This is a genomic window from Bifidobacterium longum subsp. longum JCM 1217, from assembly GCF_000196555.1.
In the GTDB taxonomy this organism is placed as follows: domain Bacteria; phylum Actinomycetota; class Actinomycetes; order Actinomycetales; family Bifidobacteriaceae; genus Bifidobacterium; species Bifidobacterium longum.
Window position 1 is genome coordinate 951,554 of sequence record NC_015067.1, and the last position, 20,214, is coordinate 971,767.

A 20,214-nucleotide genomic window follows, 5' to 3' on the forward strand; every position below is an offset into this window, starting at 1 on the left:
AAATCAATCACACCAAATCCGGATTATTCGATACCGTTCAAGGACATTCAAGGACACCGAAAAATCATTATGGAGTATTCCAGTACCACGCCGATCGCCATCACCGTCATTCTTGTACTCGTGGCGGCCCTGTTCGTCTGGCTCTCGCTGACCATGGCCGCCGCTGAAGGCGCCGTGGCCCGCGTAACGCGAGCCAGCCTTAACAATCTCATCCTCGAGGTGCAGACCGACTCCGAAGCAAGCCAGTTCCTCAAGATGAAGAAGATCGACAAGATTCATCGCGTGCAACGGCTCATCGCCGACCGTTACGCCACCGCCGGCAGCTGTGCGTTCTTCCGCATCGCCTGCAATGTGCTCGACGGCGTACTGGTGTCTTCCATCGCATCCCTGTGGGGTGCGGAACTGTGGATTGAACTGCTCTCCGGATTCCTGGTCGCGATTATCGTAGCCGTGGTCTCCGTACTGGTCCGCCCGCGCACCGCCGGCATGGCCAAGCCGGTCGGCATCATGATTTCCAACTCGCGCATCGTGTCGTTGGCCACCAAGCTCACGCCGTTCGCACGCATCGGTGGCGACAAGTCCGGTTCCAAGGGACCGGGCCGCCGCTCCAAGGACTCCGATCTGTCCGACGACGAGGAGCTTGAGAAGATTCAGCTCGAGCAGGGCAAGGCCGCCATCGACCGACTGGTGGAGTCCAACGACTTCGATCCGGAAGTCTCCGAAATGTTGCGCAACGTGCTCACCCTGTCTGATACGTTGACTCGCGAGATCATGGTGCCGCGCACCGATATGATCTGCATGGAGCGCGACTCCACACTGTCTTCCGCGCTGAAACTGTTCTCCCGCTCCGGCTTCTCCCGCGTGCCGGTGATCGGTGAGGATGTGGATGACCTGATCGGCGTGGCCTATTTGAAGGATGCCGTGCGTGCCACCGCCTTCAACCCGGCGGCCATGGAGCGCGCGGTCGAATCCATCGTCCGGCAGCCGCTGCTTGTTCCCGAATCCAAGCCGGTGGACGACCTGTTCCATGAGATGCAGCGTTCCCGCCAGCATGTGGCCGTGGTGGTCGATGAGTACGGCGGCATCGCCGGCATGGTGACTATCGAGGATGCCATCGAACAGATCGTCGGCGAGCTGGAAGACGAGCACGACCGCACCCAGCGTACTGAGCCGGAGAAAATCGGAGACAACAAGTGGAAGATGCCCGCCCGTACGCCGATTGCCGATCTGGAGGAGATCTTCGAGATCGACATTGATGAGGACGATGTCGATACCGTGTACGGCCTGCTGACCAAGATTCTGGGCCGAGTGCCGATTGTCGGTGCCTCGGCTGTGACGCGCGGTCTGCGACTGACCGCCGTGGACTCCGCCGGACGCCGCAAGAAGGTGTCCACCATCGTCGTAGAACCGGCGCACGTCGAGGGCGGCGAGGAAAATAACAAGACCCATGAGGAAACTGACGGCGAGCCCGTCGAAGGCGATGATACCGCCAGCAAGGAGTGATATGACCGATCAGAACAACAGCACGAACGACGTCGATGACATTGACGTTACCGATGCTTCCGATGTTGCCGGCGTTGCCGAAGTCGACGCGACCGGTGAAACGGCGAACGTGACCAAGCAGGACGTGCCGTATCGCTCCGGATTCGTGGCCGTGGTCGGCCGCCCGAACGTCGGCAAATCCACGTTGATCAACGCGTTGATCGGCAAGCAGATCGCCATCGCATCCTCTCGCCCGGAAACCACCCGTAAGGCGATCCGCGGCATCCTGACCGCCGACCACGCGCAGCTCGTGCTCGTGGACACGCCCGGTATTCACCGTCCGCGTACGTTGCTCGGCCAGCGTCTGAACGACGTGGTCGACGAATCTCTGGCCGATGTGGACGTGGTGGCCTTCCTGCTGCCCGCCGATCAGGAAATCGGCCCCGGCGACAAGCGTATTCTCTCCCGACTGCGTACCGACTTCGCCACCAAGCGTGAGGACGGTACGTTCAAGTGGCGCATCCCGCTGATTGCCATCGTCACCAAGATCGACGAGCTTGGCCGTCAGCAACTCATCAACAAGCTCATCGAAATCAACGATTTCGCCGATTTCTCGGACATCGTGCCGGTGAGCGCCCTGAAGCACGACAATCTGGCTGAAGTGAAGAACGTGCTCATTGAGCACACGCCCGAGGGTCCGCAGATGTACCCGGACGATCAGATCAGCGAGGAGCGTCCGGAAGACACCATCGCCGAACTCGTGCGCGGTGCGTTCCTTGAGACCCTGGACGACGAGCTGCCGCATTCGCTGGCCGTGGTGGTTGATTCCATCGACTATCCGGAAGACAACGAGACCGGTCAGGGCTATGACGGCAAGGCGCAGGTCAACGTGTCCATTTACGTGGAGCGTGACTCCCAGAAGCCGATCATCATCGGCAAGGGCGCCTCGAACCTCACCTACGTCAAGAAGAAGCTGCGCACCCCGGTCAACCGCATCGTCGGCCAAAAAGCCAAGCTCGACCTCCACGTCAAGGTAGCCAAAGGCTGGCAGTCCGACCCCAAGCAGCTGGAGCGCCTGGGCTTCTAAGGCTTATAGACGAAAAAAGCTCCCTCGTCAGAGGGAGCTTTTGCTATACGGTTTACTTCCGCTTCGTGTACATCTGGGTGTTGAGGAGGGTGGAGTAGCGCTTGATGACCTTGGGACGAATCACCTTCATGGAAGCGGTCATCAGGCCGTTTTCCTGAGTGAACTCCTCGGGCAGGATGATGAACTTGCGCACGGACTCGGCGCGGGAGACGCCCTCGTTGGCCTGATCGACCCACTTCTGCACTTCGGCGCGCACGGCGGCGTTCTTGGCGGCATCCTCCAGCGGCATGTTCTCGTCCAGGCCCTTGGCGGCCAGCCACGGGCGCAGCGACTCCTCGTCCAGCGTCACCAATGCGGAGATGAACGGACGCTTATCACCCAGCACCAGCGCCTGGGAGATGAACTCGCAACGCTGAATGACTTCCTCGATCGGGCCGGGGGAGACGTTCTTACCACCTGCAGTGATAATCAGATCCTTCTTACGACCGGTGATGTACAGGAAGCCATCGTTGTCGATACGGCCCAAGTCGCCGGTGACATACCAGCCATCTTCGGTGAACGACAGCTCAGTGGCCTCGTCGTTCTTGTGATAGCGCGGGAACACGGCACGACCCTTGACCTGAATTTCGCCGTCCTCGGCGATGCGCAGGGAGAATCCGGGGAATGCGATGCCCACGGAACCAGCGTGGAACGGCGTACCCAGCGGGCTGAACGCGCACGGTGCGGTGGTCTCGGTCAGACCATAGCCCTCGTATACAGGCACACCCGCGCCACGGAAGAAAGCCAGCAGTTCCGGGTCAAGCGGGGCACCGCCGGCCACAATCCACTTGGCGCGACCGCCGAGCACTTCGCGCAGCGAAGAGTAGACAATCGGATCGAAGGCAGCGCGGCGAGTGCGGGTCAGTGCACCTGCCTTGCCATTGGCGGAGACCTCCTTCATATAGTTCTGCGCGGCCACCACGGCGGAGGCGAACACCACGCCCTTGGGGCCGTGGCCGGCCTTCTGGGACGCGGCGTTGTACACCTTCTCCAGCACGCGCGGCACCACGATCATGAGAGTGGGCTTGGCCACCTGCAGATCGCTGATCAGCGTCTTGATGCCGGTGGCGATGTAGATGCGGACGTTCGAGGAGACGACGATGTAGTTGATGGCGCGGGCGAAGGAATGGGCCTGCGGCAGGAACAGCAGGATGGTGTTCCTCTTGTCGTGCAGCAGATCGGGCATGTAGGCCGGCAGATTCAGCGCGGTCTGGCAGTAGTGCTCGTGGGTCATCTCCACGCCTTTCGGCGCGGCCGTGGAACCGGAGGTGTACACGATGGAACACAGGTCGGTCTTCTTGACCGAATCGATGCGCTCGTCCAGCTCCTCGTCCGAGACCGTGGTGCCGTAGGCCTTGATCTCGTCCAAGCCACCGGTCTCGATGGTGATGATGTGCTCCAGGGACGGGCACTCTTCGACGGCCCCATCCGCCTTCTTACGCATGTCCGTGTCCTGCACGATCAGCAGTCGGGCATCGGAGTTGTTGACGATATTGCGAATCTGCTCGGCGGAATCGGTGTCGTAGATGGTGGCGAGCACGCCGCCGCACGCCATGATCGCCGCGTCGGTCAGGTCCCAGTCGTAGGAAGTGCGGCACATGAATGCCACGGCATCGCCCTTCTTCAGGCCGTAATGAATCAGGCCCTTGGCCACGGCACGCACGTCAGCCAGGAACTCGTTGGCGGTGACGGTCACCCAATCGTTGCCGGACTTGTAGGTGTACAGCGGCTCATCGCCCATACGTTCGGCGCGGTCCGCATACAGGTCGTAGATGGACGTACCTTCGTCCAGCGGCGGATTGCCTTCGGTGGAGGTGGTGAGCAGGCCGGTGGCGGGGTCGATGTCGGTGACGGTCAGGTGGCCGTCGTCCCAATCGTCGCTGTGAGGCAAAGCGATATTGGCCTCGACCGGCACGTCGGCGTTGGACAGGTAATCGGGCTCGTCCGGGGTGTCGTCGTGGACCGGGTGGACGAAGTCGGATCCCAACCTGAGCGCCTTACGGGTGAGATTGATCGTGTGCTGCGTGAAGGAATTGATAACCGACAAGTCTTGCTCCTGTAAACCTTTCAGTGTCGTCCAGCCATGAGGCGAACGCTTCTCAAAGTTCAAATTGTAATCGCCCAAACCGAACTCGTCACCTTACGCAACCGTAGGATTCTGGCGGGTTAGGGGAGTGCGTGGCAAAATATTGCACAGGTCCCGATATTGTTGAGTAACCGTGAGCTACGAAACGGTGATTGTCGATAATTATTGAGCGGTTGGTTGCTGATCGATGCCGGGTGATTGTTGGACGACTTCCGAGCAATTCATCCGCAATGCACATGGACACATTCGTATTTCTTACTAATTTCGGGTTCGTTTCTATTTCGATTGGCGGAATCTCAAGTCATGGTCTTTACCTTTCGACTACACTTACCATGCGGATAACCATGTCCATTTTGAAGTAGAACAAGAAAGGGCTCTCATGGCGCAAAACCCAGAAGCCACCGTGGTGTTCGGCGTTTTGAACGAAACGTCCGAAACGGAATCCCGCGTCGCGCTGACGCCGGATATCGTCACCCGGCTGAAGAGGAGCGGTGTCTCCTCACTGATTGAAGCAGGTGCCGGCATTGCTGCCGACTACACCGATGAGGATTACGAAAAGGCCGGTGCGAAGGTGACCAGCCGTGACGAGGTGCTCGCCGAAGCCGACGCGCTCGGTTTTGTGGACCGACCGTCCGCCGAGACCGTGGCCAAGCTCAAGGCCGGCCAGTGGGTCATTGGCATGCTCGGTTCCTTCACCGATGCCGATTACGTGGCCGCGCTCGAGAAGGCCGGTCTGGTGGGCATCGCCATCGAAAAGCTGCCCCGTAAGCTTTCCAGCGCCCAGTCCATGGATGAGATGACCTCTCAGAACTCCGTGATGGGCTACAAGGCAGCCATCACCGCCGCCGATGCTTACGGTTCCTTCCTGCCGATGATGACCACCGCCGCCGGCACGATTCGCCCGGCTAAGGCGCTGGTGCTCGGTGCCGGCATCGCCGGCCTGCAGGCCATCGGTACGCTGAAGCGTCTTGGCGCGGTCGTCACCGCGTACGACGTGCGTCCCGCCTCCCAGGGCGAGGTCGAGTCCCTCGGCGCGAAGTTCCTTGATCTGGGACTTGACTTCTCCAAGGGCCAGGGCGAGGGCGGTTATGCCCGCGCGCTGAGCGCCGAAGAGCAGGCTCAGCAGCAGGCTGCCGTCGACGAAAAGGCCGCCGGCTTTGACATCATCATCACCACCGCCAAGGTCCCGGGCCGTAAGCCCCCGGTGCTGCTCACCGCAGCCGGCGTCAAGGGTCTCAAGCGTGGTGCCGTGATCGTGGACTGCGCAGCATCCGACCTCGGCGGCAACGTCGAAGGCTCCGCCGTTGGTGAGCAGGTCACCGAGGGCGGTGTCAAGCTGATCGGCGCTCCCTACCTGGCCTCCGGCGTCGCCACCACCGCATCCAACCTGCTTTCGCGCAACGTGGCCGACATCCTCGTGCACTTCGTGCGTGACGGCAAGCTCGGCCAGGATCTCACCGAAGAACTCGACGACGCGCTGGTGGTTGCCGGCCGCGCCGCCGCCCCGGCAGCTGCTGCCGATGCCGAGAAGTCCGAGAAGTAAGGAAGAAGGAATACCATGCCTACTCTCGTCGTTTCCATTACCCTGTTCGTCCTCGCGCTGCTCATCGGCATCGAGGTCATCGGCAAGGTGCCCGCCACCCTGCACACGCCGCTTATGTCCGGCGCGAACTCCATCCACGGCATCGTCATCGTCGGCGTTGTGATCGTGGCAGCCGAAGCCAATAGACCGCTGGCCTACGTGTTCATCTTCCTGGCCGCTGTGCTGGGCACCATGAACGTCGTTGGTGGCTACGTGGTCACCGACCGCATGCTTGAGATGTTCAAGTCCAGCAAGAACGAGAAGAAGGGGGAGTCGAAGTAATGACCTCCGCAACCGTTGGCGCCATCGACATCGTCGCTTGGTTCGTCTACCTGTTCTCTGCCGTCCTGTTTGTGGTCGGTCTGCATTTCATGAATTCGCCGAAGACCGCCCGCAAGGGTAACCAGATCTCCGCGTTCGGCATGGTCGTGGCCGTGCTCATGGCGTTCATCGTGCTCTTCGCCAAGGGCTTCGTGAACATTGTCGCCGTGGTGGTGCTGGTCGTCGGCATCCTGATCGGTGCCGTGGCCGGTGTCGTCTCCGCCAAGAAGGTGAAGATGACCGATATGCCGCAGCTGGTCTCCGTGTTCAATACCGTGGGTGGTGGCGCCGCCGCACTCGTGGCCCTGAACGACATCCTGACCAAGGAAGGCACCCCGGACATCGTGGTGCTCATCACCGCTGGTCTCGGTATTCTCATCGGTTCTGTGACCTTCACCGGCTCGCTCATCGCAGCCGGCAAGCTGCAGGGTATCAAGTGGGTCAAGAAGCTGAACCTGCCGGGCAAGGGCGTATGGAACATTCTGTTCGCCGTGCTGTCTGTCGTCTCGCTGGTCATGCTGTGCGTCCAGCCCGAACAGCGTCTGCTGTGGTCGATTCTGACCACCGTGTTCGCCCTGTGCTACGGCTTGGTGTTCGTGATTCCGATCGGCGGCGCCGATATGCCCGTCGTCATCTCTGTGCTCAACGCATGCACCGGTACGGCTGTGGCTATGTCCGGTCTGGCGATTGACAATGTCGCCCTGATCGTGGCCGGCGCACTCGTCGGTTCCGCAGGTGTGACCCTGTCCATCCTCATGGCTCAGGCCATGAACCGCCCGCTGCTCTCCGTCTTGGCCGGTGGCTTCGGCGGTGGTGCTGACGCCGCCGCTGCTGGCGATGGTCCGGAAGGAACCATGAAGGAGACCACGCCGGACGATCTGGCCGTTCAGCTCGTCTACGCGCAGAAGGTCATCTTCGTGCCCGGCTTCGGTTTGGCTCAGGCTCAGGCCCAGCGCGAGCTCGCTGACCTCGGCGAACTGCTCAAGGGCCACGGCGTGGAAGTCTCCTACGCCATTCACCCGGTCGCAGGCCGTATGCCTGGCCACATGAACGTGTTGCTGGCCGAGGCCAACGTGCCCTACGAGGAGCTCGTGGATCTTGATGAGATCAACCCGCAGTTCCCGCAGGCCAACGTGGCTCTGGTCGTCGGCGCCAACGATGTGACCAACCCGGCTGCTCGCCGTCCCGGCACCCCGGTCTCCGGCATGCCGATTCTCGACGTCGACAAGTCCCAGAACGTCGTGGTCATGAAGCGCGGCCGCGGTATGGGCTACGCCGGCATCCAGAACGAGCTCTACTTCGAAGACAACACCCAGATGCTGTTCGGTGACGCGAAGAAGAGTCTGCAGTCCGTCATCGCCGCCGTCAAGGAATTGCTCGCGTAACCATTCTTGGCTCCCCTCTGTGAGGGGAGCTGTCGAACGGAGTGAGACTGAGGGGAGTAGCCCATACGCGGGTGCTCCCCTCAGTCAGCTTCGCTGGCGGCTCCCCTCACAGAGGGGAGCCGAGCTCTATATCTACTACAGCCCAAACACCCGCTTAACAAAGCTGTTAACGCGACGCCAATAGCGGTCCGGATCGGTGCTGGCGCTCATCGTGTGGTCGGCGCCGGGAATCAGCAGCTTCTCGCGGTCGATGCTGGCGCAGGCGTTGTAATTGATGTCCAGATACTTCGGATTGACAAAAGTATCCGCTCCGCCATGAATGAACATCATCGGAATAGTCGCGTGCCGTAATGCCTTCACACAGGAGGCGTCCTCAAACCGGTATCCAGCCTTGCGTTCAGACACATGACTGGCCACTTTGACCAGCAGCACGGCCAACGAGTGCGGCAAACGGAACATCGCCTCGGCATTATCCGTAAACTGCGAGACCACGGAACTGTATCCGCAATCGGAAATCGCGGCGACGACGTTGCGGGGGAGTCGCGCATCGCCGGCCGCCATCATCACCGTGGCGGCGCCCATCGAATTGCCATGCAACAGAATGCGTGCATCCGGATCAGCTGCGGTGATCAGCGAAACCCAGCCCAACAGATCGTCGCTTTCCAGCAATCCCATACCCACGTAACGCCCTTCGCTCAACTCATGGGCGCGCTGCGCGGGTAGCAGGACCGTAAAACCGAGTTGCGCATAGCGATGCGCCCATTTGGCCATTTCCGCGGGCTCTCCGGCATAGCCATGGCAGCAGATCGCGTATAGATGCGGCTGTGGGTCGGAACAATCCGGGTCCAACAGCCAGCCGTGGAGTTTCAATCCATCATGGCTGCGCAGCGTGACCGATTGCTTGGCCTCCTCGAACCACCGGGCGGCCTCAAGCTGCTCGGACATGTCGAATTCGATGCCTTTCGGTGTCTCCTCGTGCGGCATGTTGAACATCGAACGTTTGGCCTTGGTGTCCAGCGCGAACGTGAACATGACGTTGGCGGCCGCGGCTGTGACGCCGGCTCCTGTGGCGGCTATCGCGGCAAGTGCCGCAGCCATACCCCTGACAACGCGAGTGTGTGCGGCGATGACGTCATGGCCATCCTCATTGATGACGTCGTCCGAACGAGTCATATCAACCTCCCGATACGGTACTCACCATCGTACGTTATTTTCGAAATCATCCCCAACTTCGTGAAAGACCGTACACTGAGTGTCGCTGAGCGTACGATTTTCACGAAATGGCGGACGATTTCGTGAAAACCGTACGTTGAGAACGGGTAAGCGTACGTTCTTCACAAAGTTAGGGATTATTTCGCGGAAACCGTACGTTGACGTGGCTGGGACGGCCGGGATGCAGTGTCATCGAAGCATCACCGCGCCAAAGTCCGGAGTTGGCGTATACTTGACAATTGTTGCTTTGGCGAGGGAAGTGTGCGTGCTGACACATGACACAGCTTCCGTTATCGACTCGGTGTATTTCACTCCTTGTAGGGTGTCTTTCGGCGTGTCGTGGCGTCTGAGCGAGACAGAACGAAACGAAACTACAAGGAGTATCCATTATGGCTACCACCATTAAGCTTGAGGGCGAGGCCCGTTCCGAGTTCGGCAAGGGCGTTGCTCGTCGTCTGCGCGTTGCCAACAAGATTCCGGCCACCATCTACGCCGGCGGCGAAGAGCCCGCCTTCGTGACCTTGCCGATGCGCGAGACCACCCTGGCCCTGCGTCACACCAACGCCCTGTTCACCATCGCCTTCGACGGCAACACCAAGATGGCCGTCGTCAAGGACGTGCAGAAGAACCCGGTCAAGCGCATCATCGAGCACGTTGACTTCCTTGAGGTCAAGGCCGGTGAGAAGATCGACGTCGAGGTGCCGGTCTTCGTTGAAGGCACCCCGAAGGGCGCTGCTGTGGCATTCGTCGACATTCAGGAGCTCAAGGTTCGCGCTGACGTCGCCAACCTGCCTGAGAAGATCGTTGTGAGCGTCGAGGGCCTAACCGACGGCACCAAGGTGTTCGCTAAGGACGTTGTTCTGCCTGAAGGCGTTGAGCTCGACGTTGAGGACCCGGAAGAGTCCGTCGTCACCGTTGAGGTGCCGGAAGATGCTTCTGAGTCCACCGCCGCTCCGGAAGCTGCTGCTCCGGCTGCCGACGCTGCTGCTCCGGCTGCCGACGCCAAGTGAGTCGATCGCTTCGATAGCGAACAATTCAGAACATAACTGAAACGTGGAAGCCCGCAGCCGTTGAGAACGGTGCGGGCTTCTTCGTTTTTTCACCATGTGAACTCTGCCACACGAGTAACACATGGGTGTGCAAAAGTATGCAACAGAGCTCGCGCCACAAGCGCACAGCACACACCCCATATGGTGGCTTTCGGGCCGCCAAAGTCAAGAAGAAGTAGCTAGTAATGACTGAAAACACGCACCACGATCCGGCAGCGCTCGACAAGCTCGCCGAACCGTTCACCGTACTGCCGAACGACAACCCCGCATCCGATGAGAAGCGCCAGTCCCTCATCGACAAGCCGGCTTTCGGCCAGGTGTTCTCCGACAACATGACCCACATGACCTGGACCAAGGGCGAAGGTTGGTCCGACCGCCGCGTCGAACCGTACGCACCGCTCAAGATGGATCCGGGTGCTTCCGTGCTGCACTACGCACAGGAGTGCTTCGAGGGCCTCAAGGCTTACCGTCATGCCGACGGCTCCACCTGGCTGTTCCGCCCGGATGCGAACGCCGAGCGTTTCCAGAACTCCGCCAAGCGTCTGTACCTGCCTGAGCTGCCGATTGACGACTTCCTCGGTTCCGTGGCCGCGCTGGTCAAGCGCGACGCCAACTGGGTGCCGTCCCGCCGCGAGTACACGCTGTACATGCGTCCGTTCATGTTCGCTTCCGAGCCGTTCCTCGGCGTGCGCGCCCCGCAGGAAGTCGACTACTGCGTGATCGCCTCCCCGTCCGGCCCGTACTTCCCGGGCGGCGTCAAGCCGGTGAGCATCTGGGTTGAAGACAAGTGGTTCCGCACCGGCCCTGGCGGCACTGGTTTCGCCAAGTGCGGCGGCAACTACGCCGCCTCCCTGCTCGGCGAGTACAAGGGGGTTGAGAACGGCTGCGAGCAGGTGTGCTTCGTGGACGCCGCCACCAAGACCTACCTCGAAGAGCTCGGTGGCATGAACATGATGGCCGTGCACAAGGATGGCCACGTGGAGACCCCGTCCCTGACCGGTAACATTCTGCCGGGTGTGACCCGTCGCTCCCTGATTCAGCTGCTGCAGGACAAGGGCCACGACGTAGTCGAGACCATGATTGCCCTCGACCAGCTGCTCGAGGACATCAAGTCCGGTGAGGTCACCGAGGTGTTCGCTTGCGGCACCGCAGCCATCATCACCCCGATCGGTCGCTTCAAGTCCGAGAAGTTCGATGTCGCCGTCGCCGACGGCGGCTCCGGCAAGCTCACCTGCGAACTGCGTGACGAGCTGCTCGGCATCCAGCTCGGCGAAGTCGAGGACCCGCACAACTGGATGTGGAAAGTGTGCTGAATCGCCTTTTGTTTCTGACTAAGACCCCTTGGAACAGCAACAATTCCAAGGGGTCTTGGCGTATTGGAAATGTTCTTGGCTAGAGAGATACAGATGGATTTAGCAACATTCCGCAACAAATAATATGATCTAGGTCTTCTGCACGTTGCGGGGGGTGGTTATGGTTCATCCAGATGAGAACAGGAGCAAACCTATGAGCAAGATGAGTGACATGACGGAATACCATGCTTCAGCCTACCGTTTGCCGTCAGGCTTCGAACACTGCTCGAAATTGAAGCCGGTGGCTGAGGCAGCGACGGCGCTGGACCGGGTCAAGGCCGTGGTGGATGTGCTGTATTCGCCGGGCGGCTGCCCGTGGGACGGCAAGCAGACGAACAAGTCGCTGCTCAAGAATCTGCTCGAGGAAACCTACGAATACGTCGACGCGGTGGAGACTCACGACCGTGACAACATGCGCGAGGAACTGGGTGATGTGTTGCTGCAATCCGTGTTTCAGGCGCGGGTCTGCGAATCGGATACTGAGGACCCGTTCGGTATTGATGAGGTCGCCGATCGGTTGGTGAACAAGCTCATCACTCGGCATCCGCATGTGTTTGCGGCTGATGATGCCGGCAATTCCTCTGATTCTTCTGATGCTTTTGATGCTGACAGTAACGACGGGGGAGAAGCTGCCCAACCCGAATCCCCGGAAGCTGTGCTGGCTCTATGGGAAAAGATGAAACAGCAGGAAAAGCATCGTAAATCCGTGCTTGAGGGCATTTCCCGCGTTCAAGGTGCGTTGCCTCGCGCGGCCAAAGTCGTTTCTCGTATCTCCAAATCGCCGAATGCTGATAGATTGTTCGCGGCGTTTGATGAGTCGGCTGCGGCTGATGCTCAGCGAGATGATGTACATCCTCAAGCGGCGAACCAATCCGAATCAAGCGGCGACAATTCCGCTGAACGGGAGAAGGCCGATGCCTACGCCGATGAAATCCTCGCCGTCGTGCGCAAGGCCCGCGTTGACGGCATCGATATCGAGTCCGCACTGCGCAATCGCTTGCGTGATGTCGAAGAAAAAGTCGCCTTGATTGAATCAGAAATCAACAACGATTAAGTCCATACATGTTTTTTGATCACGGATCGTAAAACTTAGAGGTGCTGAGTTGCCAACGACTACCGGCAAGCTGGCGTCATTGCCATCCTATTCACGTCTTAGTGGCCCCTTCCTCCCCGGCCATACTACTCAGGCAAGGCCTGTTGTAGGCTCGGGTACGACGGGCTGTAGCGCCGAATAAGGATGAACGGGAACAGAACGAAGACGGACTGAGACGAACCGAAGCGGTACCAGAGGGGAGTGGCTCATGCAGGTGGCGTTGGAGAACAACATCGTTTTTGTGGTCATCGAGTATTTAGCAATCCTGTGTTGGGGATTATCGGGCGGACTTGCCGCCATTCGCAAGGGCTACGACATCTTCACCATCATGCTGTGCGGATGGCTTACCGCACTCGGCGGCGGTCTTGTGCGCGACGTGATGCTCGGTGCCCTGCCGCCGGTCGGCATCACCGACAAAGGCTATGTGCTCACCACGCTGTTTTCCGGCATTATCGTGGTGGTGGCCCATCCGGAGATCACCAAACTCAAATGGACGATGACTGTCATCGATGCTCTGGGCCTCGGACTATTCGCAGTCAGCGGCACCGCAAAAGCTCTGGCCTACGGTTCCTCAGGCATGACAGCCGTATTCCTTGGCATGTTCACAGCACTGGCCGGCGGCCTCATTCGTGACATCTTCATTGGCGACGTGCCAATGATTATTCGAGACAAACACCTCTATGCTGTGCCTTCGTTCATCGGCTGCATCCTGACCGTGCTGGTATGGCGCGGCGTAAGCTACGGCTGGTTCGACATGCGCTCGGAAATGCTGCTCGACGTGCTGATCGTCATCATCGTGGTGGCGCTGCGACTGCTCTCGGTAGGCTTCAACGTCACTCTGCCCGGAGCCGTCGAACGTCATCGCGTCTACCTGCCCAGCGAAAGCCGATATCTCAAGCGCCCGGTCATCCATCCGCACGCCGATACCGTCGATCCCGGCGATACCACCAAGGACGAAGAAGACAAGCCTCAGGATGGTTCAAGGCCGCCTCAGGGCTAACTGTCTTCAAAGAGGTACATCTGGCCTTCTGCAGAATGCTAACTGCTTTCAAAGAGGTACCTGAAGCACGAAACGTTGAGTATAAGTGTTGCAATGATGGCGTTTATAGTTGGTTTTTCCCGTATTCGGTACCTCTCTGAACGGAGATGTCATTTCGCAAGACCGCCAATGTACCTCTTTGAACGGAGATACAAAAAGTCCCGCAAGCCAGATGACTTGCGGGACTTTCTAAAACCTTAAGAGGCTTATGCTCACAGAGCGTTGATCGCAACAGCGAGGCCGGACTTGCGGTTGGCGGCCTGGTTCTTGTGGATCACGCCAGCGCCAGCAGCCTTGTCGAGCTTCTGGGCGGCAACCTTGTAGGCGGCCTCGGCGGCAGCCTTGTCACCGGCGGCGATGGCTTCGCGGGTGGCGCGGATGGCGGTCTTCAGGCCGGACTTCACAGCCACGTTGCGAAGGTGCGCCTTCTCATTGGTGAGCACGCGCTTCTTCTGCGACTTAATGTTTGCCACGTTTACTCCAAACGATGTGTGTTATAAGGACATACAAAAGTTAGAGGATAGCATGAGCCCCGGAAAAACCCGCGCAATGCCACGCCGAATACAGTCCCTCGGCTACACTAGGTGAAGTTTGAGTATATGCCAAGAGGAGGAATGCGTTGGTCGTCCAACACAATCAGCCGGGTTCCACGGATCAGTCGGTGATTCGCAACTTCTGTATCATCGCGCACATCGACCACGGCAAGTCGACCGTGGCCGACCGCATCTTGCAGTTGAGCGGCATTGTGCCCGAGCGAGAGATGCGCGATCGCTTCCTCGACCGTATGGATATCGAGCAGGAGCGTGGCATCACCATCAAATCCCAGGCCGTGCGCGTGCCGTGGACCTTTGACGGCACCGAATACACGCTCGGTATGATCGACACCCCCGGCCACGTGGACTTCACCTATGAGGTGTCCCGCGCACTGGCCGCCTGCGAAGGCGCGGTGCTGCTCGTCGACGCCACCCAGGGCATCGAGGCGCAGACCCTGTCCAATCTGTATATGGCCATCGACCATGATCTGGCCATCATCCCCGTGCTCAACAAAATCGACCTGCCGTCCGCCGAGCCGGACAAGCATGCCGAGGAGATCGCAGGTCTGATCGGCTGCGAGCCGAGCGACGTGCTGCGCGTCTCCGGCAAAACCGGCGAAGGCGTGGCCGACCTGCTCGACCAGATCGTCATGGACGTGCCCGCCCCGCACGGCGACCCCGATGCCCCCGCCCGCGCGCTGATCTTCGATTCCGTCTACGACTCCTACCGCGGCATCGTCACCTACATCCGTATGGAGGACGGCGAACTGCACGACCGCGAAAAGGTCCACATGATGGGCATTGGCATGACCCACGATCCCATTGAAATCGGCGTGATCAGCCCCGATATGACCCGCACCAAGGCACTCGGTGCCGGCGAGGTCGGCTACATCATCACCGGTGCGAAAGATGTGAGTCAGTCCAAGGTGGGCGACACCCTGACTTCGGCCGTCCGCCCGGCCGCCGAGCCGTTGCCCGGCTATCGCGACCCGAAGCCGATGGTCTACGCCGGTTTGTTCCCGATCGACAACGCCCAGTTCCCCGAACTGCGTGATGCACTCGACAAGCTCAAGCTCAACGACGCCGCCCTGATCTACACGCCGGAAACCTCCGTGGCCCTAGGCTTCGGCTTCCGCTGCGGCTTCCTGGGTCTGCTGCACATGGAAATCGTCAACGAGCGACTCTCCCGCGAGTTCGGCCTCGACCTGATCCAGACCGCCCCGAACGTCACCTACGACGTGACCGCCGAGGACGGCAGCCAGCATCATGTGACCAACCCGAGCGAATTCCCGGACGGCAAGATCAAGAAGATTGTCGAGCCGATGGTTGCCGCCGACATCATCACGCCCAAGGAATTCATCGGTGCGGTGATGGATCTGTGCCAGGACCACCGTGGCATTATGGGCACGATGGAGTACATCTCCACCGATCGTGTCGAGATGCACTACCGCATTCCGCTGGCGGAAATCGTGTTCGACTTCTTCGACCAGCTCAAGTCCCGCACCAAGGGCTACGCTTCCCTTGATTACCATGAGGATGGCGAGCAGTCCGCCGATTTGGTCAAGGTGGACATCCTTATTCAGGGCGAGAAGGTCGATGCGTTCAGTGCCATCGTTCACCGCGATAAGGCGTATTCGTACGGTGTGATGATGACCAAGAAACTGCGTAGTCTGATTCCGCGTCAGCAGTTCGAGATTCCGATTCAGGCTGCGATTGGTTCGCGCATCATCGCACGTGAGAACATTCGTGCGTTACGCAAGGACGTGCTCGCCAAGTGCTACGGCGGCGACATCACCCGTAAGCGCAAGTTGCTCGAAAAGCAGAAGGCTGGCAAGAAGCGCATGAAGATGCTCGGCCATGTGGAGGTGCCGCAGGAGGCGTTCATCGCAGCCCTGTCCACCGGCGAGGACTCCAACGACCGCGACACCAAAGACAAGATCCGCGCCGCTCAGAAGACCGAGGGCTAGTGTTCGAGGTCTACATCCACGTCCCGTTCTGCTTGCGGCGCTGCGGTTACTGCGACTTCAACACCTACACGGCTACGGATCTTGGTGCGGGGGCCTCGCGCGGCAACTATGCCAATATGGTCATTCGGGAAATGAAATTGACCAAGCAGTGGCAGCTCGACCACGGCATCGAGGAGCCGCCGGTTTCCACCGTGTTCTTCGGCGGCGGCACCCCCACAATTCTCGCCGCCCGCGATCTGGTCGCCATGCTCGATGCCGTCCGCAAGATCTGGAGCATCGCGCCCGACGCGGAAATCACTACCGAAGCCAATCCGGACACGGTCAACGAGTATTACATCAATGAGCTCGCTGCCGGCGGCTTCACCCGTGTTTCCTTCGGCATGCAATCTGCCGTGCCGCACGTGCTCAAAACCCTCGACCGCACGCATACGCCGGCCAACGTGGCCGTAGGCGTCAATGCGGCGAACAAGGCTGGGCTGCGCTCCAGCGTGGATCTGATTTACGGCGCTCCGGGGGAGAGCCTTGACGATTGGCGCACCTCGGTCACGACCGCCATCGATCTTGGCGTAAACCACATCTCCGCCTACGCATTGACCGTGGAACCCACCACGAAAATGGGCCGTCAAATCGCGGCCGGCACTCTGCCCAAGCCCAATGACGATGACGAGGCCGCTAAATACGAGATCGCTGACGACCTGTTCGCCGCCGCCGGCCTCGAATGGTATGAGGTCTCCAACTGGGCTCGCCCCGGATACGAAAGCCAGCACAACCTCGGCTACTGGCGCAACGTTGATTGGGCCGGTCTAGGGCCAGGTGCCCACTCCCACTACAACGCGGTGACCGAGGCTGACCACCCCCAGTCGGCTTCGCTGACAGCCCCCGCTGGCGGGAGCAAGTCCGAAGCCATTGCCTCTGCCTCAGCTGATGGACAGGCCAACGCCGAACTAGGTATGATCAACGCGCATGGGAACAACTCCCAAGAAATTCATGCCCCCGCTGGCGGGGGTTGTCCGGCGGATGCCGGACTGGGGGTGGTTTCTGTCTCACACGGTCTGCGCAGCTGGGACATCGCGCACCCGCGTTTGTGGGGCACGGCCATCAACGAGAACCGTGTGCCGTGGGCCGATAGCGAGACGATCACTCCCGAGGAAAACCTCGAAGAGCTCATCATGCTCGGGCTGCGCCTGCACGAGGGCCTTGACCTCGACCGCATCAACCGCGCCATCAACGATGCGGGTATGAGCAGCACGCCCCAGACTCTCCGTAATGTTTCCCTTGACCAACTCGCCCCAATGGTCAGCGAAGGCCTGATTACCGTATCCGATAATCATCGAGTGGTGCCCACTCGTCGTGGCCGGTTGCTCAATGACTCGGTAATCGAACAGTTCTTCGATTTCGTCGGTGTATGAGTCGGTGGTATGGTGCGCGGCAGTCGCCATTACCTGTTCGCTAGTTGTGGTTACACCGTCAGAGGGAGCTATTTTTGTTTTACCGGCGGGGGAGGGAACCGCGTAGGACTACGTCCGGGGCGCTTTGCACGTAGATCAGGCGGTTGGCAGTGCCGCCGGTGGCCTCCCCGTCATCGCGGTTGGACAGGATGCTGTCCACGGCGGCCTGGCCCATTTCGGCCAGCGGCAGATGCACGGTGGTCAGTGGCGGAAACACGTCGGCGGAGTAGGGGATGTCGCCGAAACCGGTGACGCCGATTTCCCGACCCGGCTCGATGCCGTTGGCGCGCAACGCGGTCATCGCACCGATGGCCATCACGTCGTTGAGCGCGATGATTGAATCGATGCCTTTGCCGTCGTACAGTGCGCCTTCGCCCGGCTTCAGCAGTCCGGATCGGGCCATTTGCATGACGGCCGCATAGCCGTCGGTACGGCTGAACTTACCATTCGCCACGGCTTTCGGATCCACGGTGATGCCTGCCTCGTCCAACACTTCCATCACGCCGGCCAGTCGTTCTTTGGAGGAGCGATGTGCGTCATCGCCCTTGAGAATCGCAGGGCGCGTATACCCGGAATCGACGATCAGCTTTGCGATGGCGCGCGCGCCGACATCGTTCGCCATGTCCACGGCCGGGAAGGGCAGGTTGCGGTTGAGCACGAACACGGCACGTCCGCCGGATGCTTCGTACTGGGTGAGTTCCGTCTGCAACGCCTGGCGTTCCGGCGCGTCGGTGTATTCACTTTCGGAGATGATGATGCCGCGCGGCCTGGTGGATACGGACTTACGCACCGCCTCCAACTCTTCGTGCGGGGTGGCTGCCACGCCGATGGTCACGGAAATGCCGCGTTCGGCCGCCGCCTTGACCACGCCTTGAGATACGGATGCGAAGTAGGGATCGGAGATATCGGAGACCAGCAGCACGATGTTCGGTGCGGTGCCTTTGGCCACTGCCTGAGCATAGGCGTTGGGACGATAGTTGAGCTTGGTGGCTGCTTCCATCACCTTGACATACGATTGGTTGCGTACCTTGCGGGTGCTGCCGTTGAGCACGCGGGATGCGGTGGCGATGGAGACTTGGGCTTCTTTGGCGACATCCATCAATGTCGCTGGCGATTGCGCCTTATCGTTCTGTACAGCCACGATCGAATCGATCCTTTTCTTCCCTGAAACGGAAAACGTGTCTAAACGTTTACCGCAACGATATCGCATTTTTGCTTGCAATAGTAGCATTGTGGATTGGAAAGCCTGAATTCTGAACAAAAAAATAATCACGCGAATTACGGAAAACGTTTACCGTTTCGTCGTGTCGTGCGGTATGCTCGAAGCATGACGCGATACTTATGCGCCCCTGACTCCTTCAAAGAGAGCCTGACCGCCATGGAGGCGGCCCGGGCGATGGCTCAGGGGATTGAGAATGCCGACCACGATGCCGAGGTCCGTTGCCTTCCCATGGCCGACGGCGGTGAAGGCACCGCACGCGCGCTTGTCGACGCCACCGGCGGATCGATGCGCGCCGTGCCGGTCCACGACCCGCTCGGCCGGCCTGTCGAAGGCCACTTCGGTCTGCTCGCCGACGGCACGACCGCCGTGGTCGAGACAGCCGAAGCCAGCGGACTGGCACTGCTTGAAGCCAAAGAACGCAACCCGTTGATCGCCTCCTCCTACGGCACCGGCGAACTCATGCTCGCCGCCGTCCGTTCCGGAGCCAAGCGCATCATCGTCGGGCTCGGCGGCAGCGCCACCAACGACGCCGGTGCCGGACTTCTGCAGGCCCTCGGCGTTCGTCTTCTGGACAAGAACGGTAACGACTTGGCACACGGGGGAGCGGCCCTCGCCAATCTGACCACCATCGATATCAGCACGATGGACCCGGCTCTCAAGAACGTCGCCATCACCGCCGCCTGCGACGTGACCAACCCGCTGACCGGCCCCACCGGCGCCAGCGCCGTGTTCGGCCCGCAGAAAGGTGCGTCCAAAGATGATGTCGCCACATTGGACGCCGCCCTCGCGCATTTTGCGCAGGTAATCGACAGCCAGCTCGGCGTTGCCGTGAACGACGTGCCGGGTGCCGGCGCGGCCGGTGGCATCGGTGCAGCGCTGAAGGGCTTCCTAAACGCCGAATTCCGCCCGGGCATCGCCATCGTCATCGAACAATCCGGACTCGATGCGGCCGCGCAATGGGCTGACGTGGTGTTCACCGGCGAAGGCTCCATCGACTTCCAGACCAAGTTCGGCAAGACGCCGGCCGGCGTGGCCGAAACCGCCAAGCGCCACGGCAAGCCGGTCATCGCAGTAGCCGGGCATATTGGCACCGGCATCGATGAGCTGCATGAGGTCGGCATCGACGCGGTATTCGGCATCGCGCCCGGAGCCGCCAGCCTCAGCGAACTGCTGGCCGACGCGGCCGCCAACGTGACCCGCACCACCGAACAAATCGTACGAACCCTACAACTGTGAGCAGGCTCCCGCTGGCGGGGGCTGGCGGGCTTCGCCCGACTGGGGGGGGCAGCGCTGAGAACCACCCTCAGTCTCGCTATG

16 protein-coding genes are annotated in these 20,214 nt (G+C 60.3%); 12 read left to right on the forward strand and 4 right to left on the reverse strand.

Features of this window, described 5'->3' with window-relative positions:
* Positions 1-69 precede the first annotated feature (69 nt).
* Complete coding sequence (locus tag BLLJ_RS03920) at positions 70-1,503, forward strand: hemolysin family protein (protein ID WP_013582532.1); 1,434 nt, start codon at positions 70-72, stop codon at positions 1,501-1,503.
* 1 nt (position 1,504) lies between these two features.
* Positions 1,505-2,569, forward strand: coding sequence for a GTPase Era (gene era / locus BLLJ_RS03925; protein WP_007053368.1), 1,065 nt, complete (start codon positions 1,505-1,507; stop codon positions 2,567-2,569).
* A gap of 52 nt (positions 2,570-2,621) precedes the next feature.
* On the opposite strand, the gene BLLJ_RS03930 is transcribed toward era, so the two are convergent.
* Positions 2,622-4,655, reverse strand: coding sequence for an AMP-dependent synthetase/ligase (locus tag BLLJ_RS03930; RefSeq protein WP_013582533.1), 2,034 nt, complete (start codon positions 4,653-4,655; stop codon positions 2,622-2,624).
* A gap of 418 nt (positions 4,656-5,073) precedes the next feature.
* On the opposite strand from BLLJ_RS03930, the gene BLLJ_RS03935 reads away from it, so the two are divergent.
* Genes BLLJ_RS03935 through BLLJ_RS03945 form a run of 3 tightly spaced genes read left to right on the forward strand, consistent with a single transcriptional unit; the run spans position 5,074 to position 7,982 of the window.
* Positions 5,074-6,237 carry an NAD(P) transhydrogenase subunit alpha gene (locus tag BLLJ_RS03935; protein ID WP_007052160.1) on the forward strand — a complete coding sequence of 388 codons (1,164 nt, stop codon included), beginning with the start codon at positions 5,074-5,076 and terminating at the stop codon, positions 6,235-6,237.
* Between the two features lie 15 nt (positions 6,238-6,252).
* A complete protein-coding gene (locus BLLJ_RS03940; RefSeq protein ID WP_010080599.1) occupies positions 6,253-6,558 on the forward strand; it encodes an NAD(P) transhydrogenase subunit alpha in 306 nt (101 codons plus the stop codon).
* Complete coding sequence (locus BLLJ_RS03945) at positions 6,558-7,982, forward strand: NAD(P)(+) transhydrogenase (Re/Si-specific) subunit beta (RefSeq protein WP_007055089.1); 1,425 nt, start codon at positions 6,558-6,560, stop codon at positions 7,980-7,982. The genes BLLJ_RS03940 and BLLJ_RS03945 overlap by 1 nt, the downstream gene beginning before the upstream one ends.
* A 135-nt stretch (positions 7,983-8,117) precedes the next feature.
* On the opposite strand, the gene BLLJ_RS03950 is transcribed toward BLLJ_RS03945, so the two are convergent.
* Positions 8,118-9,155, reverse strand: coding sequence for an alpha/beta hydrolase (locus tag BLLJ_RS03950; RefSeq protein ID WP_007053364.1), 1,038 nt, complete (start codon positions 9,153-9,155; stop codon positions 8,118-8,120).
* A gap of 428 nt (positions 9,156-9,583) precedes the next feature.
* Between BLLJ_RS03950 and BLLJ_RS03955 the strand changes: the two genes are divergently transcribed.
* The 4 genes from BLLJ_RS03955 (at position 9,584) to BLLJ_RS03970 (ending at position 13,688) form a co-directional block, all read left to right on the forward strand.
* Positions 9,584-10,204 (forward strand): 50S ribosomal protein L25/general stress protein Ctc, encoded by a 621-nt coding sequence (locus tag BLLJ_RS03955; RefSeq protein ID WP_007052163.1) that lies wholly within the window; start codon positions 9,584-9,586, stop codon positions 10,202-10,204.
* A gap of 224 nt (positions 10,205-10,428) precedes the next feature.
* The gene (locus tag BLLJ_RS03960) at positions 10,429-11,556 is read left to right on the forward strand and encodes a branched-chain amino acid aminotransferase (RefSeq protein ID WP_011068176.1); all 1,128 of its coding nucleotides are present in this window, start codon (positions 10,429-10,431) and stop codon (positions 11,554-11,556) included.
* Positions 11,557-11,749: 193 nt separating this feature from the next.
* Positions 11,750-12,649 carry a MazG nucleotide pyrophosphohydrolase domain-containing protein gene (locus BLLJ_RS03965; RefSeq protein ID WP_007053362.1) on the forward strand — a complete coding sequence of 300 codons (900 nt, stop codon included), beginning with the start codon at positions 11,750-11,752 and terminating at the stop codon, positions 12,647-12,649.
* Positions 12,650-12,896: 247 nt separating this feature from the next.
* Complete coding sequence (locus tag BLLJ_RS03970) at positions 12,897-13,688, forward strand: trimeric intracellular cation channel family protein (RefSeq protein WP_007053361.1); 792 nt, start codon at positions 12,897-12,899, stop codon at positions 13,686-13,688.
* A gap of 251 nt (positions 13,689-13,939) precedes the next feature.
* Here the strand turns inward: BLLJ_RS03970 and rpsT are convergent, their stop codons facing one another.
* The gene (gene rpsT, locus BLLJ_RS03975) at positions 13,940-14,200 is read right to left on the reverse strand and encodes a 30S ribosomal protein S20 (RefSeq protein WP_007052167.1); all 261 of its coding nucleotides are present in this window, start codon (positions 14,198-14,200) and stop codon (positions 13,940-13,942) included.
* Between the two features lie 146 nt (positions 14,201-14,346).
* On the opposite strand from rpsT, the gene lepA reads away from it, so the two are divergent.
* Positions 14,347-16,227, forward strand: coding sequence for a translation elongation factor 4 (lepA, locus tag BLLJ_RS03980; protein WP_007053360.1), 1,881 nt, complete (start codon positions 14,347-14,349; stop codon positions 16,225-16,227).
* Positions 16,227-17,636: a radical SAM family heme chaperone HemW gene (hemW, locus tag BLLJ_RS03985; protein WP_008783712.1), complete on the forward strand. Its 1,410-nt coding sequence runs from the start codon at positions 16,227-16,229 to the stop codon at positions 17,634-17,636. The genes lepA and hemW overlap by 1 nt, the downstream gene beginning before the upstream one ends.
* 79 nt (positions 17,637-17,715) lie before the next feature.
* Here the strand turns inward: hemW and BLLJ_RS03990 are convergent, their stop codons facing one another.
* Entirely contained in the window at positions 17,716-18,816 is a 1,101-nt protein-coding gene (locus BLLJ_RS03990) for a LacI family DNA-binding transcriptional regulator (protein WP_011068174.1), read from the reverse strand.
* A gap of 186 nt (positions 18,817-19,002) precedes the next feature.
* On the opposite strand from BLLJ_RS03990, the gene BLLJ_RS03995 reads away from it, so the two are divergent.
* Entirely contained in the window at positions 19,003-20,133 is a 1,131-nt protein-coding gene (locus BLLJ_RS03995; RefSeq protein ID WP_081291469.1) for a glycerate kinase family protein, read from the forward strand.
* Positions 20,134-20,214: the final 81 nt, after the last annotated feature.

Coding starts and splice junctions, on each gene's coding strand:
- BLLJ_RS03970 (WP_007053361.1), top strand. CDS start 12,897: ATGCAGGTGGCGTTGGAGAACAACATCGTTTTTGTGGTCATCGAGTAT.
- BLLJ_RS03995 (WP_081291469.1), top strand. CDS start 19,003: ATGACGCGATACTTATGCGCCCCTGACTCCTTCAAAGAGAGCCTGACC.
- era (WP_007053368.1), top strand. CDS start 1,505: ATGACCGATCAGAACAACAGCACGAACGACGTCGATGACATTGACGTT.
- BLLJ_RS03960 (WP_011068176.1), top strand. CDS start 10,429: ATGACTGAAAACACGCACCACGATCCGGCAGCGCTCGACAAGCTCGCC.
- BLLJ_RS03965 (WP_007053362.1), top strand. CDS start 11,750: ATGAGCAAGATGAGTGACATGACGGAATACCATGCTTCAGCCTACCGT.
- BLLJ_RS03920 (WP_013582532.1), top strand. CDS start 70: ATGGAGTATTCCAGTACCACGCCGATCGCCATCACCGTCATTCTTGTA.
- BLLJ_RS03945 (WP_007055089.1), top strand. CDS start 6,558: ATGACCTCCGCAACCGTTGGCGCCATCGACATCGTCGCTTGGTTCGTC.
- BLLJ_RS03955 (WP_007052163.1), top strand. CDS start 9,584: ATGGCTACCACCATTAAGCTTGAGGGCGAGGCCCGTTCCGAGTTCGGC.
- BLLJ_RS03935 (WP_007052160.1), top strand. CDS start 5,074: ATGGCGCAAAACCCAGAAGCCACCGTGGTGTTCGGCGTTTTGAACGAA.
- BLLJ_RS03950 (WP_007053364.1), bottom strand. CDS start 9,155: ATGACTCGTTCGGACGACGTCATCAATGAGGATGGCCATGACGTCATC.
- BLLJ_RS03940 (WP_010080599.1), top strand. CDS start 6,253: ATGCCTACTCTCGTCGTTTCCATTACCCTGTTCGTCCTCGCGCTGCTC.